Annotated in this window: 18 protein-coding genes and 2 tRNA genes; 17 read left to right on the forward strand and 3 right to left on the reverse strand. The window is 46.0% G+C overall.

Features of this window, described 5'->3' with window-relative positions; translation table 11 throughout:
* The first annotated feature begins 18 nt into the window (after positions 1–18).
* From ACOBQJ_RS04955 to ACOBQJ_RS04970, 4 genes are all read left to right on the forward strand, one after another.
* Entirely contained in the window at positions 19–198 is a 180-nt protein-coding gene (locus ACOBQJ_RS04955; protein WP_421070623.1) for an Arc family DNA-binding protein, read from the forward strand.
* Positions 199–718: 520 nt separating this feature from the next.
* Positions 719–2,368, forward strand: coding sequence for a tetratricopeptide repeat protein (locus ACOBQJ_RS04960; RefSeq protein ID WP_421070624.1), 1,650 nt, complete (start codon positions 719–721; stop codon positions 2,366–2,368).
* A 45-nt stretch (positions 2,369–2,413) separates the two neighbouring features.
* Positions 2,414–4,045 (forward strand): tetratricopeptide repeat protein, encoded by a 1,632-nt coding sequence (locus tag ACOBQJ_RS04965; RefSeq protein WP_421070625.1) that lies wholly within the window; start codon positions 2,414–2,416, stop codon positions 4,043–4,045.
* 74 nt (positions 4,046–4,119) lie between these two features.
* Positions 4,120–4,872, forward strand: coding sequence for a hypothetical protein (locus ACOBQJ_RS04970; RefSeq protein WP_421070626.1), 753 nt, complete (start codon positions 4,120–4,122; stop codon positions 4,870–4,872).
* A gap of 10 nt (positions 4,873–4,882) precedes the next feature.
* Here the strand turns inward: ACOBQJ_RS04970 and ACOBQJ_RS04975 are convergent, their stop codons facing one another.
* Positions 4,883–5,575, reverse strand: a complete 693-nt coding sequence (locus ACOBQJ_RS04975) for an FHA domain-containing protein (RefSeq protein ID WP_421070627.1) — start codon at positions 5,573–5,575, stop codon at positions 4,883–4,885.
* Positions 5,576–6,044: 469 nt separating this feature from the next.
* On the opposite strand from ACOBQJ_RS04975, the gene ACOBQJ_RS04980 reads away from it, so the two are divergent.
* From ACOBQJ_RS04980 to ACOBQJ_RS05015, 8 genes are all read left to right on the forward strand, one after another.
* Positions 6,045–6,854 (forward strand): Stp1/IreP family PP2C-type Ser/Thr phosphatase, encoded by an 810-nt coding sequence (locus tag ACOBQJ_RS04980; protein WP_421070628.1) that lies wholly within the window; start codon positions 6,045–6,047, stop codon positions 6,852–6,854.
* An 85-nt stretch (positions 6,855–6,939) separates the two neighbouring features.
* Complete coding sequence (locus ACOBQJ_RS04985; protein ID WP_421070629.1) at positions 6,940–9,285, forward strand: protein kinase domain-containing protein; 2,346 nt, start codon at positions 6,940–6,942, stop codon at positions 9,283–9,285.
* Positions 9,286–9,457: 172 nt separating this feature from the next.
* Positions 9,458–10,225 (forward strand): DUF4013 domain-containing protein, encoded by a 768-nt coding sequence (locus ACOBQJ_RS04990; RefSeq protein WP_421070630.1) that lies wholly within the window; start codon positions 9,458–9,460, stop codon positions 10,223–10,225.
* Between the two features lie 201 nt (positions 10,226–10,426).
* Positions 10,427–11,443, forward strand: a complete 1,017-nt coding sequence (locus tag ACOBQJ_RS04995; RefSeq protein WP_421070631.1) for an FHA domain-containing protein — start codon at positions 10,427–10,429, stop codon at positions 11,441–11,443.
* A 43-nt stretch (positions 11,444–11,486) separates the two neighbouring features.
* Positions 11,487–11,774: an FHA domain-containing protein gene (locus tag ACOBQJ_RS05000; RefSeq protein ID WP_421070632.1), complete on the forward strand. Its 288-nt coding sequence runs from the start codon at positions 11,487–11,489 to the stop codon at positions 11,772–11,774.
* Positions 11,689–12,003, forward strand: a complete 315-nt coding sequence (locus ACOBQJ_RS05005; protein WP_421070633.1) for a hypothetical protein — start codon at positions 11,689–11,691, stop codon at positions 12,001–12,003. Before ACOBQJ_RS05000 ends, ACOBQJ_RS05005 begins: the two co-directional genes overlap by 86 nt.
* 127 nt (positions 12,004–12,130) lie before the next feature.
* Complete coding sequence (locus ACOBQJ_RS05010) at positions 12,131–13,153, forward strand: DUF3231 family protein (RefSeq protein WP_421070634.1); 1,023 nt, start codon at positions 12,131–12,133, stop codon at positions 13,151–13,153.
* 126 nt (positions 13,154–13,279) lie between these two features.
* Entirely contained in the window at positions 13,280–13,477 is a 198-nt protein-coding gene (locus tag ACOBQJ_RS05015) for a hypothetical protein (RefSeq protein WP_421070635.1), read from the forward strand.
* A gap of 35 nt (positions 13,478–13,512) precedes the next feature.
* Here ACOBQJ_RS05015 and ACOBQJ_RS05020 read toward each other — a convergent pair whose 3' ends face one another.
* Positions 13,513–13,680 carry a hypothetical protein gene (locus ACOBQJ_RS05020; RefSeq protein WP_421070636.1) on the reverse strand — a complete coding sequence of 56 codons (168 nt, stop codon included), beginning with the start codon at positions 13,678–13,680 and terminating at the stop codon, positions 13,513–13,515.
* A 156-nt stretch (positions 13,681–13,836) separates the two neighbouring features.
* Between ACOBQJ_RS05020 and ACOBQJ_RS05025 the strand changes: the two genes are divergently transcribed.
* Together ACOBQJ_RS05025 and ACOBQJ_RS05030 are read left to right on the forward strand one after the other, a co-directional pair.
* The gene (locus tag ACOBQJ_RS05025; protein WP_421070637.1) at positions 13,837–14,163 is read left to right on the forward strand and encodes a cupin domain-containing protein; all 327 of its coding nucleotides are present in this window, start codon (positions 13,837–13,839) and stop codon (positions 14,161–14,163) included.
* 51 nt (positions 14,164–14,214) lie between these two features.
* On the forward strand, positions 14,215–14,871 hold the full coding sequence (locus ACOBQJ_RS05030; RefSeq protein ID WP_421070638.1) for a phosphatase PAP2 family protein: 657 nt from the start codon (positions 14,215–14,217) through the stop codon (positions 14,869–14,871).
* Between the two features lie 50 nt (positions 14,872–14,921).
* Here ACOBQJ_RS05030 and ACOBQJ_RS05035 read toward each other — a convergent pair whose 3' ends face one another.
* A complete protein-coding gene (locus tag ACOBQJ_RS05035) occupies positions 14,922–16,001 on the reverse strand; it encodes an acyltransferase family protein (RefSeq protein WP_421070639.1) in 1,080 nt (359 codons plus the stop codon).
* Between the two features lie 156 nt (positions 16,002–16,157).
* On the opposite strand from ACOBQJ_RS05035, the gene ACOBQJ_RS05040 reads away from it, so the two are divergent.
* The 3 genes from ACOBQJ_RS05040 (at position 16,158) to ACOBQJ_RS05050 (ending at position 16,660) form a co-directional block, all read left to right on the forward strand.
* Complete coding sequence (locus ACOBQJ_RS05040; protein ID WP_421070640.1) at positions 16,158–16,304, forward strand: hypothetical protein; 147 nt, start codon at positions 16,158–16,160, stop codon at positions 16,302–16,304.
* 198 nt (positions 16,305–16,502) lie between these two features.
* Positions 16,503–16,577: transfer RNA gene (locus ACOBQJ_RS05045), tRNA-Gly, on the forward strand.
* Positions 16,578–16,585: 8 nt separating this feature from the next.
* Positions 16,586–16,660, forward strand: a tRNA-Cys gene (locus tag ACOBQJ_RS05050).
* Positions 16,661–16,701: the final 41 nt, after the last annotated feature.

Here is a 16,701-nt window from a genome sequence, read left to right on the forward strand (position 1 = left end):
GCGGAGGGGTGATACCGGTTGGAAAATGCGGCTAGCAAAGAAAAGGATAAGAAGCAGATTCTGCTGAGAGTATCACCCTCTCTATGGAAGGAATTAGCCGCCTGGGCTGAAGACGACTTCCGTTCCATCAACGGTCAGATCGAATACCTGCTGACAGAATGTGTCAAGCGGCGGAAAAAAACAAATAGAAATGTTTAAAAGGCGAAGTCTATCTTCGCCTTTTTTTAATCAACATTTGCAGGATAATAACAGTAATTGAAGAGGATTTTACCATAAAAAGCTGAATAGAATAAAATGATTTAACAATATAATCAGCCGCCTTAAAGGTGGCTGTAATATTTGTTATTATTTCGACAATTTCTGACAATTAAATACAATATCTGTTATTAACATGGAAATCAGGTGGTTTAATAAATGATTGTTTTAACATAGATCCATCATCTCTGAGTCATTTGATTAGTTGCGATTTTTACCTACAATAATTATGATACAAAACCGGAAGACATACATAGGCCAATGAGTTCAAGGTAAAGGGTTGACTCAAACTTTGGTCGGGGAAAAACGCTAAGGAGGGAGTGGTCAGTAAAAACTTTTCTGGCTGCTGTGCAGTTAACGCAATTATATTAGGAGCAAGTTTGCATCTTTTGCAAGTAACCAGTTGTTTTATGCTCATTAAAAGATTCTCTTATGATAAACCCTAGATATTGGAGTGAGAAGATTGTATTACATAAAAAGAATATCAGTTTTTTATGTTTTGGCCATGCTTGTCGCCCTGGCCGCCCTTTTTACAGGCTGCAACTGGTTTAACGCCAGCGCCAAGGTGGAGAAGCAGCTGGAGCTGGGGGTCAAATATTTAAGCGAGAACAAGTTTGAAGAAGCGGTCCTGGCCTACCAGGAGGCAATTAAAATCGACAAGAAAAGCGTTCCCGCCTACAAGGGGCTTGGAGTCGCCTATTCCATGCAGGACAAGCCGGACCAGGCCGAGCAGGCATTGCAGGACGGGCTGAAACAGGTTGCCGGCAGTGTGGCTTTGAAACTGGCCCTGGCCGGGTTGATGACAGACCAGAACAGAAAAGACCAGGCCGAGGCGATCTACAAAGAGGTAATCGCCCAGGACGCGAGCAGCCTCCAGGCCTACCAGGCCTACGCCAGGCTGCTGGCCGGCATGAACAGGCAAAACGACGCCGTGGCCCTACTGGAAAAGGCCGCGTCGGGCAGACCCGGGCAGTACCGGATAAGCGCCCTGCTGGCAGAGCAGTATATCAAAACCGGCAGCAGGGAAAAAGCACTGGCCGCCCTCAGCCAGTCGTTGTCAGCGGAGCCCAACCAGGCCGCCGCCTACAAACTGCTGGAAGAGTTCTATAACGGGCGCTGGGCTGAACTGGTTTCTCTTGGAGAACAGTACATCCTGCAGGGTAAACCCTTGCCCGGAACGGTTATAAAACTCACCGGGCTTTACAAGCTCGGCAAATATGGCGATATGGTCAAACTATATGACCAACTGGCGGGCGATATTAAAGCCAGCCCGAAGGTCCGGCTGCTGGCGGCGCAGGCATATCTCAAGCTGGGCCAAAAAGACCAGGGGCTGGCCCTTGGCAGCGACTTAAAGCCGACAGACATAAAAGACCCGGCCCTGCTAGCCGAGATAGCAGCCTTCTACCTGGATGCAGGGGATAAAGCCGCCGCCCGCGGCCTGGCCCTGAGGGGCATCAGCCTGGACGACACGGTTATGGACAACTACATCATCCTCTCCAAAAGCTACGAGGAAGAAGACAAGGCCCAGTCCGGCATCTGGCTGACCAAATACCTGCTGGGCAGCGCCTACAGCGTTAAAGATGCAAAGGCTCTTACAACACCTGGCGCAAATAACAGCCAGGTTGTTACACCTGTGAAAAATGAGGCAGCCAATGTGAAGCCGGTTCAGACACAAATAACAGAGGATTACTCGAAAAATAAAGATATACTGGTTAATGACATCCTGGCTAAGATGGGGTTCAAAATCGGCACACCCCCCAGTGAAATAATCAAAGCCCTGGGCCAGCCAAACGGCAGCGACTGGTATAACGGCGGCCAATACCTTTCTTACAGCAGCAAAGGTATAACCTATATAATCGGCGGTGATTACCAGACGCTGGTAGGCGCCTATATCGGCAATTATGAGCTGAAACCAGGCATCAGGCCGGGCATGAGCCAGGCTGAAGTCAAGCGTATTTTAGGCAAGCCTGATTATGACGACTACAGTGTGGAAGAGGGCGGTTACTACTTAATCTACCATTGCAGCGGGGATTACCACCTGACGTTTTCTGCCGCTGACAGTAATAGCCCTGTCGATGGGGTTGAGATGCATTATAATCCTGACTATTTTTAAAAATTATAATCCCACATTAAGCATGCTTTGGAGGGGACTGACCGGATGAGACCTGACAAGATGAAAACCGTTTTAAAAGTTTTGGCCCTGCTTATTATTCCCGCCGCGTTTCTGGCTGGCTGCAACTGGTTTAACGCCAGCGCCAAGGTGGATAAGCAGCTTGATCTTGCTGTGAAATATCTCAGTGAAAGTAAATTTGAAGAGGCGGTGCTTACTTACAATGATGTTATAAAAATAGACAGCAAGAACCTCCAGGCCCACAAGGGATTAAGCCGGTCCTATGAATTACAGGGCAAGTTCCCGGAAGCCGAAAAGACTCTGCAGGACGGTCTTGCCAAAGTGGACGACAAATACGTGCTGAAGCTTTGCCTGGCAAGCCTTTATATTGATCAGGGCAAGAACTCCGAGGCTGAAAAAACATTTACCGGCATTATTGCGGAAAACAAGTCGCAGGTTTCCGCCTATGAAGGCCTGGCCAGGGTGCTCATGGATCAGGGCAGGGTTGACGAAGCAGTGAAAATAGCCAGTCAGTGCGTCCTGTCCAACAGCGCCAGCGAGAAAAGCTACAACCTGCTGGCCGGTGCATATTTGAACAAAAAGGACCAGAAACAGGTCCTGGACCTGCTTTCCCAGTCGCTCAAAATAAATGCCAACCAGCAGGGGGCCTATATCCTGCTGGAGGTCCTCTATAACAAGGACTGGAACAAAATGATTGAATTCGGCTCCACCCTGATGGTCTCTGACGAGACGGCCGGCAGGACGCTTAAGGTCTACGCTTATTCCAAGGCGGGCCAGCATAACAAAGCAGTTGAAGAATTTGCTGCTTTAAAAGACAGCGGCTCTCGCGCGGACAAAGCCAGGTCTATCGCGGCAATCTCTTACACAAAGGCAGGGGATAACAAATCAGCTGATAAGTTAATAGGTGAAGTCAACCTCAAAAGCTCTAAAAACCCCTTCTTGTATGCCGACGCTGCCAGGTATTACCTGGAGGCGGGCAATTTAAAACAGGCCAGGTCAACCGCCCTGGCAGGGATTGCTCTCGACGATACCTGCGTGGAAAATTACCTGGTCCTGATCGAGGCGGCCAAAAAGGAAAGCCAGGTGGAAGCTGTTTACTACGGTTACATGCTGCTGGTCCGCTCTACCGATACGGCAAAGAACCTGGGACAAAATCTGAAGACATACGGAATAGAGGTTAAAGTCCCCGTGGGTAAAGAGACAGCTGTTTCAGGGCCGGTAGGCAGGAAACCGCTGACAAGAGAAGATTTCACCTTGTACGGCGTCAAGCTTGACATGAAGAAGTCACAAGTCATTGGGATACTGGGCCAACCATTAAATGATATTACAATTGGCGGCGGGTTCAGTCAATTGACTTATAAAGACGGTTTTTTCATAGACTTTCTGAATGATAAACTCATCAGCGTTACGATTTGGAGCAATTTCCTGGTGGATTACCAGCGAAGAATTCCAACTTCAAGAGGGCTAAAATCCGGGGACAATATCAGCAAGTTATATGAACTATATGGTGAGCCGGACAAAATTGATACTGAAAGAGATGATAAAAATACGGATAAGGGGCTCACTTATTGTGACCCGGCTGATAAAGAAAGATTCTTTACCTTTGGCATTAAGGGCGATACAGTCAATGAAATTTTTATGGCCGGACCATTGCCATAAGAGTTCTTAGTAAACAGGTGGAGTGAACAGTAACATGAATTGTTGAGAGTTTGGGTAATAGGGGAGAGGTAATTGTGAAAAAAATATTGATTTTGTTTCTTGTCTGCCTGGTGTCTTACCTGGCAGCCGGTTGTTCTGTCATCAGCGATGAATCCAAACAGAGACTCAGGGACCAGGCGAAGCAGCCAACTGCAAGCGATGTCCAGCAGCCAGGACAAAAACCAGCCGGCAGTGAGCCGGAACAGGCCTCAAAAAATAACGAACTGCAAAGCGTAATTCAAGAAAAAGAAATTGATATGGACATGGATACCAGGAAGAAACTCAATACCTTTTTCTCGAATTTTTCCGAAGTATCACTGGCGCCTTTTGAGAGAGGGAAAATAAGCCAGAGCGAGCTCATAAGGTTCGGTATTTACCACAACTGGCTGAATAACTATAATTTATTCACTATAGAAGGTAGTAAAGCCTATATTGATGAGGCCGCAGTTTATTCATCCATTAAAAAGTATTTTGGCCTGGATGTTGACAAACCCGTAAATGAATTTTCATATAGTAATGGTATGTACCAGATAACTGCTGCTACCGGCGAAGCTTACCGTTTTTCACAAATTGCAAAGCTGGTGGATAAAGGCAATGGATATTATGAGGCAGATGTAAATGTTTATGAGGCTTCTTCCGGCTTTACCGGGAACCCGCACGGTTCCCTGGACGAGTGGAAAAGAGAGGCTGAAGGTCCTTATGACATTCCCGAAGTGATAGGCATGATGAAGGCGACAATTAAAAAAGCTGAAGACGGAAGGTACATTTTAGTTGATTACCTGCCGTAAAAATAGAAGGTTACAAGTCGAGCATATAGCCAAAACGGGGTATGGTAATAATCCTGTGCCCGTGCTTGCCAAGCCTTTTCCTCAGCCGGTAAACCAGCGCTGTGATTTCGTCAGTGCCGACGTCGGGAATCCCTTCCGCAGTGCTTGATAAACGTTCCGGCCATATTTTTATTTTTATTTCATTATAGCTTACTGCTGTACACCTGTTCCTGTGAAGAAGCAAAAGCAGTTCTATATCTTTGCCGGATAAATACAGCTGCCGGCCGTCGATTAATATTTCCCTCCGTTCCTGGTTTATAGAAAATGAATCATGTAAAGTTCCGGGCGATATGGATTTTGAATTTACAAACTCGGATGTTTCTCCCGATACACTTTGGCTGCAATTAAATATAAATATAACTTCATTCTTGGAAAGGCTAATCTGATCACCGTTTCCAAGTATGTAAGGATGGTTTGGAACTATAACGGAACCATTAACAGCTGTGCCATGCTTACTTGACTGGTCGGTTAATGTAAATTGGTTGTTGACATAATTAATGTGTGCATGCCTTTTAGATATGTATGGACTTGAAAAAGAAATGTCCGGTTTGTTTGTTTCCCATTGGCGGCCAAGCAGGGTTTCTTCTGATATCAGTTTGATGCTGCTGCCTTTTTCAAACGGCTCACCTTTTTCAATAATCAAAAACGCTGTCTGAAAAACCATGTTTGGCCTCCCCAAAGGATAAATATTTTATATTATATCACTATTTTAAATGAAATTATTTTTAAACAGGTAAACATTTGAAAACATTGCATAAAAGTAAATTTGTTGCATCTTGCAAGAGGATTTTACAGCAAAAAGCTGAATAAAAGATTCATAGTTTAAAATATAACAGCCGCCTTTTAAGGTGGCTGTAGTATTTGTATAATTTATGAGCATACACGGATTATTGATAAAAATTTATAATTTTGAATCTATATATTTATTCATTAGCGCCATTTATCAAAAATTTCTGTTAATTCATTGATCTATCATGGATTTATCATCTTTATATAATTCTTTTTTATTTTAGCCTTTCCTATAATGATTAAGGGACATTAAATATGAATAGTGGGCTGGTAAAATGTATCATCTATTAGGTATTTCGCGTGTAATAGTATTAATTACATGTATAATTATTGTTTTTTATTATGTGAAAAGAATATTTAACCGGAAAAAGAATTCGCCTTTCGGCACTGTTTTATCAGCAGAAGGCCTCACAGACTGTGGTCTGGTCAGAAATAATAATGAAGACAGTTTTATAATTATACGGAACTCCGGCTGCAGCGATAACATTTCACCTTCCCTCCTCTGCGCCGTAGCTGATGGCATGGGCGGCAAAGATTACGGTGAGTTGGCCAGCTCTAAGGCAGTAGAAATATTGCAGCATGAGTTTAATCAAATTAAAGCCGGCAGTCCTTCAGACTGGAAAGCCTGGCTGCAAAAGTCCTTTCTAAAAGCTCATCTTGTTGTTGCCAAAAAGTCCGGCGAACTCAAAATTAAAGGCGCTATTGGCACGACACTGGTTGCCTTGGTAATAGCCGGGGAGAAAGCTGTCGTGGCCAATGTGGGGGACAGCAGGGCCTATCTTTTCAGGGGCGGGGATTTACAACAGATTACTAAAGACCATTCTCTTGTAAGTTTATTAGTCGAAAAAGAGTTGATTGAACCGGATGAAATCTATACTCACCCCCGCCGCAGCGAGATCATGCGGTTTCTTGGACAGAGCGTGGATTTAGAGGTGGATGTTTTTGAAATAGACCTGGTCAAGGGAGATATCCTTATGTTGTGTTCAGATGGATTGTGGGAAATGGCCAGGGACCCGTTGATAAAAGACATAATGGCTAACAGCCCAAACCTGACGGATGCCTGTACAAAGCTGATTAGATCGGCAAACCAGGCTGGTGGAAAAGATAATATAACAGTTGTATGCGTTAAGGTTGATACAGAATTGGTCTCATAACCTTATAATCTCTTAAAGATACTTAACCGGTTATGTGATAAATGTACAACTATTTTGTTTTTGTTTTGTAGGGGGAGAGATTAATATGCCCACGTGTTCATTATGCGGCACAGATAACCAGGACGATAACAAGTATTGCTCCAACTGCGGGACCAACCTTGCTGATCCCACCGGCCAGCTGGCATCGCAAACTGTCCTTGAAGGCCGCTATATCATAGTGGAGGTCCTGGGGCGCGGCGGCATGGGCGCTGTTTACAAGGCTCTGGACCAGCGGCTTAATAATATGCCTGTCGCTATAAAGGAGATGAGCACAGGAGCAGTCGGCAAGAGAAATCTCCAGGCCTCGATTGATTCGTTTAAAAAAGAGGCCACTATGCTTATCAATCTCAAGCATCCCGCCCTGCCGCACATCACAGATTTCTTCTCGCTGGGGGAAGATCGATTTTACCTGGTTATGGACTATATTGAAGGCCAGACCTTAAAAGAAATCGCTGTCCGGCGCGGCCCCATACCTGAGATTGAGGTGCTGGACTGGCTGGAACAGCTTGGCGATATCCTGGACTACCTGCACAATCAAAAGCCCCCGGTTATTTTCAGGGACCTGAAGCCGTCCAATATCATGCTGACACCGGACGGGACCATAAAACTAATCGATTTTGGCATTGCCCGCCACTTCAGGCCCGACTCCACTTCAGACACCGCCCCTTACGGTTCACCCGGCTACGCCCCGCCCGAGCAGCACGGCAAAACGCAGACTGACGCCCGGTCTGATATATATGCCCTGGGAGCCACCCTGCACCACTTGCTGACGGGGATAGACCCTTCAAAAAAGCCTTTTTTCTTTGAAGTGCCGGGTAAAGTGGTAAAAGTATCCCCGGAGATTGAATCGGCGATCATGAAATCACTTCAATTAAAACTGGAAAACAGGCCGTCAAGCATTAAAGATATGCTTGCTATGATACCCGGTACAGCGGTGCCTGATCAAAAACGAGGCAAAAAAGCGCCCGCTAGCGCGCAAGATCTTGTGCCGGCCGGCGCTGGAATTCAATACGACGACAGGACAGGCACGCTTTACCTGGCAGGGGATATACAGCCAACATTGAGCCAAACCATGCAGGAGACTCAGGAACTGGGCCAATGGCCGGGGCAAGCCGGGGCAAGCGCTCCCACCATGCCTTCGCTGGCTGCGGGCGGCAGCACTCTCCCAATGTCCGGCGGGGCTGAGGCGCCTGCAGTAAAATCAGAGAAAAAAAGCAATAAAGCTGCCCTTATATCTGCGTGCCTGATCGGGCTGGCTATCATCGCCCTTGCCGTTAATTTTGCTTTTGAGAAACACGCGGCGGCTAACGCAAAGTTATACCAGGAGAAAGTAGCCGATGCTATTAAATTCAGCGGCAGCGGCAAGTATGACGAAGCCGAAAAATCGCTCAACGAAGCTTTAAAATACCAGAATAATAAGCTGGAAGTATACCAAAACCTCGGCAGGCTTTATTTAAAAAAAGGCGACCCCCAAAAAGCGATTGAGCTGCTGACCGGGCAGATTGAGAAAGGCGTAATAAAGAACGATAACGCTGCTTTGTATATCCTTGGCTCAGCCTATTTTGATTTAAAAGACTACGAAAAAGCGGCCTCGTATTTCCAGGAAGTAATCCAGGCTAGCCCCGCCTCAGCGGGGGATATCTATGAGACGTCAATGCGCGACCTGGCTGTCTGCAACGGCAGGCTCGGCAAGTACGGCGAAGCAGAATCATTGCTAAAAACTATTGAAAAATCAAAAGGCTCTGCTGACCCAACAGTCAGCTATATACTGGCGGACCTGAACTATGCCAGAAAAAATTACGCCGAATCCGCCAGGTACTACGAGCAGGCCCTAACAGGCGATCCTGCCAATATAAGGTACAAATTAAGCTCAGCCAGGCTGTACAGTTACCTGAGCGCTTCCGCTTCATCAGCGCCTGAAAAGGAGGACGACCTGAAAAGAGCGGTAGCAATACTGAAAGAAGGAGAAGATATTGACCCTTATAATATCCAGCTGCTGACCGATTTCGGCAAATACAACTTTGATCTGGGGGAACTGTACAGGTCAACCGGCAGCAGCGCCAGTACCGGGTATTATCAACAGGCCTTAGTTATTTTCAATAAGCTTAAGGACCTGGGTATAAAAACGGCAAACACTTATTTAAACATTGCCATAGTTCAGGATAAGTTAGGCGGCTACGCAGAGGCGGAAAACGCCTTCCAGCAGGCTCTGAATATTGACGAAGGGGATTCACACACCAATTTCGTTTACGGTTTGTATAACCTTAACCGCAGGGATTATGTAAAGGCCGGTAAATATCTTCAGCGGACGGTAGATTTAAATAAGAACCCGGAAGAAGTTACTTATGCCAGTGGAAAAATCAGAGAGCTTAAGGAAAAGGGTTGGATTTAACGTTGATGGAACGAATTAATTTCAGATGCTGTTACCAGTTTTTATAGCACGGGAAGAAAGTGGGCATAAAGCAGACAAGAATTATCCCGGCAATAAAAATAACTTGTAAGGGGTGATGCTTTGGCAGACAGTGGTGTTTTTCAAGAGCTGTATAAAAAGGAGGCTTTTTAGAATGACTTTTGATAAGATTTTAGCTCTACCGTTCAGAGATGGAGGGATAGTAAAACTCCTTATAGGTGGAATCATTCAGATTATTCCTATCGTCAACTTTTTCTCAATTGGTTATTTTGTTGATTGTTATGAAAGAGGAGCAAAAAACCAACAGTCGATGCCCGAGTGGTCTGACTGGGGCAGGAAATTTGTGGACGGCTTAATTATTTTAGTTATTAATATTGTTTACCTCCTGATACCGATGCTGATACTGGGTTCCATGGGTGTGTTTAAGGCTGTCACCAATCCAAGATACCACCTTGGTTCAGGAACAATATTTCTCGGGGTATTATTATTTATCATATTTACGATCGCGGTGCCAATGGCAATTTCCAACTACGCTGTAAAGAGGAGCTTTTTTGCAGCGTTTGATTTGCTCTATATTTTTAAACTAATTGGACTCTCACTGGGCAGTTATATAGGAGCGTATTTCTTATTGTTCTTTGCCGGAATGTTAACCGGTTTTGTTCTGATGGTCCCGATAATCGGCTGGTTGTTTGCAATCTTTGCCGGTTTTTATTTGGGATGTGTCGCCAGCTTCCTATTCGGTTCAGTGTATGGAAAGGCAAGTCGAAAAGCGGGAGGCAGCAGTTACAAGCCGTTTGCTGAGAGTGCCCGGACAGCTAATGAAACTGCAGCAGCGTCAGTAACATCTTTTTGTGGTAATTGTGGATGCACTGTTTCTCCAGACGCTAAATTTTGTGGTAATTGCGGCTCTAAAATAGGCTAAACCGTGACGGGGTAATGGAAAATTGGATAAGGTTTATCAGAGCTTTATCATTGAGCTGTCATCCCGGGCACATTACGTGATTTTATACTTTTGCTTATTATTATCACAAGAAGAAGTCCTTAGATTTTCGAGGGGGGTAAAAAATGCTGCCAAGGACGATCTGTTTTCCTTACCTGAATAAAGGAGGGGGGGTAAAAGCAAATGGATAAGAAAAAAATATCCCCGGCCATATTTGCCCTCGCCGCGCTGTTCTTCCTGCTCCCGTTTGTTACTGTTTCCTGTTCCGGGCATGAAGTTGCGACTTTAAGCGGCACAGATCTCCTGACGGGTGTAAAAATGCCGACAGGGGGGACCACAGACCCTTACCTGCCGGCAATTATACTGGTGATTCCGGCAATCTGCGGTATCGTTTTCGGCCTGGTCTTTTTGAAAAACAAAAAGTTATCTTTGATATCTGCTGTGACAGGCGCGGTGGGTTTACTGGCCACATTTATAATAAAGTTCTTAATTGACCATGAAGCGTCATCCGAGGGTTTGGGCACGAGCTACCAGGCTGGATTTTATCTGATGCTGCTTTCTTACGCGGCGGCTGCCGGGTTTAACGGGTACATATTCGCCAGGGAAGACAGCAGGGCAGGACAGGGCACGACGCCGGAACGGGCGGCTCCATCAAAAGGTCCCAGTCCTCCCGCGGGTCCCGCACCGGCTCCAACTGCTCCTCCCGCGCCACAGGTTAATGACGGGGGCGGCAGGTTGTGCGTCAGCTGCCTTGCTGTTAATAAACCAGGCAGCAAATACTGTGAAAAATGTGGGAACCCTCTGGTTGAGGCCCCCAAAGAAAACGATGCGGCTCAAAAAAGGGAAAACCCTTTATTCATCGATTTATCCCCCGCCAAGAGGGATGATGAAACGTGCTTATTGTGCCCGCTAATGAAAATCCTGAGCGGCGGCCAAGAGGAAATAATCCCCATAAACAAACCTGAATTCTTAATAGGCAGGGATAAAGACGCGGTGGATTATTGGGTAAAAGACAACAAATATGTGGGAAGAGTACATGCAAAAATAACCTTTGACCAGGGTATCTACTCCATTACTGACCTAAATTCTAAAAACGGAACTTTGTTAAACGGTGAACGGCTTGCAAGCAACAAACCTTATAAGTTGACCGCAGGGGATAAAGCGTCTCTGGCAAACTTTGAGTTTATCTTTATTGCTTAAGCAGGAATAAGAGAGAATATATGCCATAAAGGTGGAAAAAGAAATGGCCTGCCTGGTAGTCACCCTTGGCCCGGACCAGGGGCAAAAAGCCGGTCTGGAGACCGGGACCATATACATAGGAAGGGACGCCTCATCCTGCAGCCTCGTCCTGTCCGACCCTAAAGTATCACGGGTCCATGCCGTAGTGAGGCTCCTGCCTGGCGGCACTGCCGTGGTGGAGGACGGTTTCGGCGGTAGCTACCAATATGGACAAGGCATTGAGCGCGGTCCAGCTGTTATTGATTCCTCAGATTATACTGTCCGGCGCCATAATACCCATGAACGAGGTTAAGCCCGAATTATTTCAAAAAGTTTTTTACCTGGCTGTCAGCAAATGGGGTTATGAACTGGTTGGCGGCGGCATTTGCAGGATAAACGAGAAGGGGGCTGCTTTGAAGCCCCTGCCGGAGTTATCCGGCAGTTTTACCGGCCACTGGTGGGCACTGTTCGGGTTTGTGGTCCTGCTGTATATCATAACCACCTTCGCTTTGCTTAAAAAGGACAGCCAGCAGGTAAGATGATAATATGTCCCCGATTCTGCCGAACTAAATCATATTTATCCAATAGCAGCAAACCCGCTAATGAATAAATCGATGTCTTTTCAGCAAATTATATGTAATATTCGCAATCTGAAAGCGGGGAGCCGTAATGGACCTTTTGCAATATGTTAACATCTTACCGAAAGACCGTAATAAACTTAATTGGGCCGAGGCAAACGGCTTATGGGCGATAGCCAGGAATAAACTGATCGGGCTTTCCACCCTGGAGGTCTATATTGACCAGGCTCAGGATAAAGAACTTAAAATGCTCGTTGAGTTGGGCACCACGAAAAACGCGGTGCCTCATATTAAGATGATCGTCAAGCTGCTGCATGAAGAAGGGCTGGATGTGCCAAGCATGCTCGGCAGGTCATCACTGGAGAACATCGGTAAAAACACCGGGGAGAAGAATTTCTTTAAAGACCATGAAATTGCCGTATCATTAAGAGAGGTTATCAGGTTATCCCTGTTCATTACATTTCGGGCTATAGAGAGCGCTGTCAGAAGTGATGTAATGGACCTTGCGTTTAAGGTATTCAGGGACGATTTCATCGGATTTAGGCAGCTGATAGATCTTCAAACGAGAAAGAACTGGCTGATGTCGTCCCCGGGTGTGGGGACGCAGAACATAAATGCCAGAGAAAGATTAAACTGGGGTGAGGCATGTGGCTTGTGGAGCATAGCCAGAGATAAACTCATCAAACTCAACCTGTATGAGATCTACTTGTCCCAGGTTGTTGATGCGGAACTAAAAAAAGCATTGGAGTCAGCGGCTAAGAAAACTGTTATTCCACATATAAAAAAAATCAACCTTATGCTGCACGAAGAAGAATTTGAAATACCCAGTATGTTTGGCCGGACAAGTTTGGATTTAAACGTCAGAGACACCGGTGACTTGTATTTTCTAAAAGATTACGATATAGCCGTGAACATGAGGGAACATCTCAGGACGGTATTGTTTTTGGACTTTGAAGCGATAATGGATTCTGTGAGAAGTGATGCGATGGACCTGCTGTGGGATATTTTCAGCGAAGATCTGCAGGGCTTAAGGGATATAATAGAAATACAAAAGAAAAAGAACTGGCTGCTTTCTCCGCCGGCTGTCGGCCCGGAGCATAAAGCACAGCGTTAAGCCCCATAAATGTCTGCAGGTGTATTCAGGCGCTCAGGGAAACCATGGGCGTCTATTTATCTGTCCCCGGCAATCAGCTATAATATTTGGTAGTGCTGTGAAATATTTTATAAGGAAGTGATATCTTTGCAGGAATATAAAGTAATAGCGGCTATTACGGAATATCTGGATATCGTAAAATACAGCGCTGGAGCTAACTTATACGGGTTGCTTTTTGCCGCCGGCTCAGCCAGGACTGCTCAGGTTATACAGTATGAAGCTAAAAACGATGATGACGCTATTTTTAAAGGCGCTATGATGGCCAAAGAAAAAGGTTTCTTTTAGGTAAGAATTTTAATTCCAGGCGGGAAGGGTGGTGGTTATTCATCCCCCGGACCCTTTATGTCTGATCTGCCGCCCGCCTTGATTGTGCCGCCAAACCTCCTTCTCGCCAGGAAATAGTATAACAACAGGACTGCTGACACAGCCAGCACAAAAAACAGCGCCGCTATGGAAAAACCGATATATTGGTCAAAAAAACCAGGCAAAATAACCGCCTCCTGCAAACTGAAATTTGAATTAATTATTCCCCCATGATGTTCCCAGTATACTGAACGGCTTTTAAACACAGCGCTTCTTGGGGAGGGTTTTTCTTTTTTTTGGAGAATCATCCTTTGTGTCGGCTAAAAGAGGAGGTAGTGAGCTTGTTTTCTAAACAAAGCAGCCATGGATATATTACAGTCCTTGACGGAATCCAGAGAAAAACTGTTGTCCACGGGGATAATACTTTAATGACTGAATTCCTGCTGAAGAAAGGGAGATTCCTGCCTTTCCACAAACATCCGGAGGAGCAGACCGGCTATCTCGTATCAGGTAAAATAAAACTGAATATTGGCGGGGATGAATATGAGGCTGGACCCGGCGACAGCTGGGTTATTCCAGGCGGCACGGAGCACGGTGCCGATATCATTGAAGACTCTGTGGCTGTAGAGGTGTTTGCGCCCGTCAGAGAGGATTATATTAATAAATAAGGAAAAAGTGGGGGTATAAATATAAAAAAGTCAGAGCACAGGAGCCCCTTTTTGCGCACTTCACTGGACATACTGGGGGCCAACCTGACCTGGGGGATAATAGCCGGGTCGCTGCTCCTGGCATTATTCGCAAAGCTGGCCAGGGATTTAATCGGACAGGAACTGGGTGAATTTGACGCGCTGGTCGGCGGTTTTATCCGCAGCCCTGCCTGCGACAGCTTGGACCACCTGGCTGTTTTTATAACAAATATGGGGTCTGCCACTTTTGAAATTGGTTTATTCCTTATCACGGGCGGCTACCTGTTATATAATCTGAAACAGGTTTGGGAAACATCGATGCTGGCAGCCAGCCTGGCGGGGGGCTGGCTTTTGAACACCGTGCTAAAGGAAGCTTTTCACCGTACCCGCCCGGATATTCAGCACCTGGTTTCGGCGGGGGGTTACAGTTTCCCCAGCGGCCACGCCATGATTGCGACAGCTTTCTACGGGATGCTTGGCTATTTGATATGGATAAACCTGAGGCGGAGCAGCAAACCCTCCTGGTATGTGATGGTATTAACATTTGTTTTGGTTGTGGCTATCGGGATCAGCCGGGTATACCTTGGAGTCCACTTCCCCAGCGATGTTATCGCCGGGTTTGCGGCCGGCGGCGTGTGGTTGTTAGCCTGCGTCCTTGCCCTTGGAGCTGTCAGGCGCCGCAGGGATTGATAAAAAATGCAGACAAAGTATCTATGGTGTCTGAGGCCAGGTCTCTGGCCTTATTTTGTTTTTATCGCAGCCGGCTGGGCGCCGCGGCTCTCCCGCCAGCTGAAAATCCTTTCAGGAACAGGCAGCGGACTCAAGCATCCCATCAGCAGCAGGTTCGTCAGCCAAAAACGCTCGAATAAGATGCCCAGAACTGTTGGAACAGCCAGCCCGATCAGAACAAAATAGAAGGGCCCGAAGATAATATTATAATAATTATGCAGAATGATATTTACAGGCAGGTGCAGATACATTATCGGCAGGGAATATTTGCCCAGTGTCACCAGGATGTCCGACGCTCTAGAAGAGGAGCATTTTTGGCTTACGGCAAACAGCGCCACTGATATGGTGACCGGCACAATCAGATCTAATATCAGGTTACTGCAGGTGCCGTATTTAACGTTTATGGAGTAACTGAATAACTCCAGTACGCTTAAAAATGTCAGCACCGCGGTAAAGGTTATTGAAGCCGCAGACAATATATTATTTAAGCGCTTTATAACATCCCTGGCAAAAAATCCAAAAGCATAATAGGTAAGTGTCAGCATGGCCACGTCTATATCCCATGGGACAATTATCTGCCTGGTTTCAGCAATTGCTGACTCATAGTGAGCCAACAGGTAGAAAGCCCCTATTATCATCAAACAAACGCCGCTGGACTTGAATGTCTTGTGGATGACAGCAAAAACAATCTGGGTTATGTAAAGGCATGTTATAAACCAGAAAGTAACATAGAAACCGCCGATAAATCTCCCGCCGGGGTATAGATTAAAAGTGAAACTGTCGGCAATTTTCTTGTAGTCAAAGGCCCTGTTGCCCAGGTAAAATTCTACAACGACTATAATTGCCAGGAAGGATATATACGGTAAAAGAAGCTGGCAGGTGCGCCTGAGCGACCAGTTAAAAACCGAAAGCCAGTCTTTCAGAGGTTTGAATAAATAACCGCTGATGATAAAGAAAAGGGGCATGTGAAACCAGTACAGGTAATAAGCGGCTCCGCTTCCGGAGTGCCCCGCGGCTACTGCGATAATGCCCAGCCCTTTTGCTATGTCAACCCACTTCTGCCTGTCATTGAAGCCGGACGTAAATACCACTCCAACTAGTTTTTTCTTGTTTATTCGACAAACAAAACCAGCACCCTTTTTTTGGAATTATCAAAAAAAGAGGATAGATTGTATTGTATATTTGAAAAGAGGGATATGTTAACATTTATCGAAATATATTTTGAGGTTTGGAGAGGAGTGTTTTTTATGGATTGGCGTCTGATTATATCAATTATCGTGATTATAGCCTCCCTGGCGGGACTGTTTTTTTCCGTGAAAACCAAAAAACCCAAAGCGGGTTGGATTGCCACTCTAATAGTGGGTATCTACGGGGCTATTGTTTTTTCGATTTAAAAGATGACAGGGACGGGTGTGTTTCAGACATCCATATTTGGTAAGGCGGGGAATAAATAATACTGCCAGTAAATCGAGGTTGACAGGGTGCACCCAGTTGTGCTAATCTATATTTCGCGAGGTTTTAAAGGGCGCGGTTCGCACGAACTGTCAGCGCTGTCCTTGACAAAATAATTTAATATAGTACAATATCAATATGCGGAAGTGGCTCAGTGGTAGAGCATCGCCTTGCCAAGGCGAGGGTCGCGGGTTCGAATCCCGTCTTCCGCTCCATTTTATGTGGCGACATAGCCAAGTGGTAAGGCAGAGGACTGCAAATCCTCCATTCCCCGGTTCAAATCCGGGTGTCGCCTCCATAAGCGAAAATGACGGTCTTCCCGTTAAAGGGATTGGCCGT

Source organism: Pelotomaculum propionicicum (assembly GCF_048984525.1).
Lineage (GTDB): Bacteria > Bacillota > Desulfotomaculia > Desulfotomaculales > Pelotomaculaceae > Syntrophopropionicum > Syntrophopropionicum propionicicum_A.

Coding starts and splice junctions, on each gene's coding strand:
- ACOBQJ_RS04965 (WP_421070625.1), top strand. CDS start 2,414: ATGAGACCTGACAAGATGAAAACCGTTTTAAAAGTTTTGGCCCTGCTT.
- ACOBQJ_RS04975 (WP_421070627.1), bottom strand. CDS start 5,575: ATGGTTTTTCAGACAGCGTTTTTGATTATTGAAAAAGGTGAGCCGTTT.
- ACOBQJ_RS04985 (WP_421070629.1), top strand. CDS start 6,940: ATGCCCACGTGTTCATTATGCGGCACAGATAACCAGGACGATAACAAG.
- ACOBQJ_RS04990 (WP_421070630.1), top strand. CDS start 9,458: ATGACTTTTGATAAGATTTTAGCTCTACCGTTCAGAGATGGAGGGATA.
- ACOBQJ_RS04995 (WP_421070631.1), top strand. CDS start 10,427: ATGGATAAGAAAAAAATATCCCCGGCCATATTTGCCCTCGCCGCGCTG.
- ACOBQJ_RS05000 (WP_421070632.1), top strand. CDS start 11,487: ATGGCCTGCCTGGTAGTCACCCTTGGCCCGGACCAGGGGCAAAAAGCC.
- ACOBQJ_RS05005 (WP_421070633.1), top strand. CDS start 11,689: ATGGACAAGGCATTGAGCGCGGTCCAGCTGTTATTGATTCCTCAGATT.
- ACOBQJ_RS05010 (WP_421070634.1), top strand. CDS start 12,131: ATGGACCTTTTGCAATATGTTAACATCTTACCGAAAGACCGTAATAAA.
- ACOBQJ_RS05040 (WP_421070640.1), top strand. CDS start 16,158: ATGGATTGGCGTCTGATTATATCAATTATCGTGATTATAGCCTCCCTG.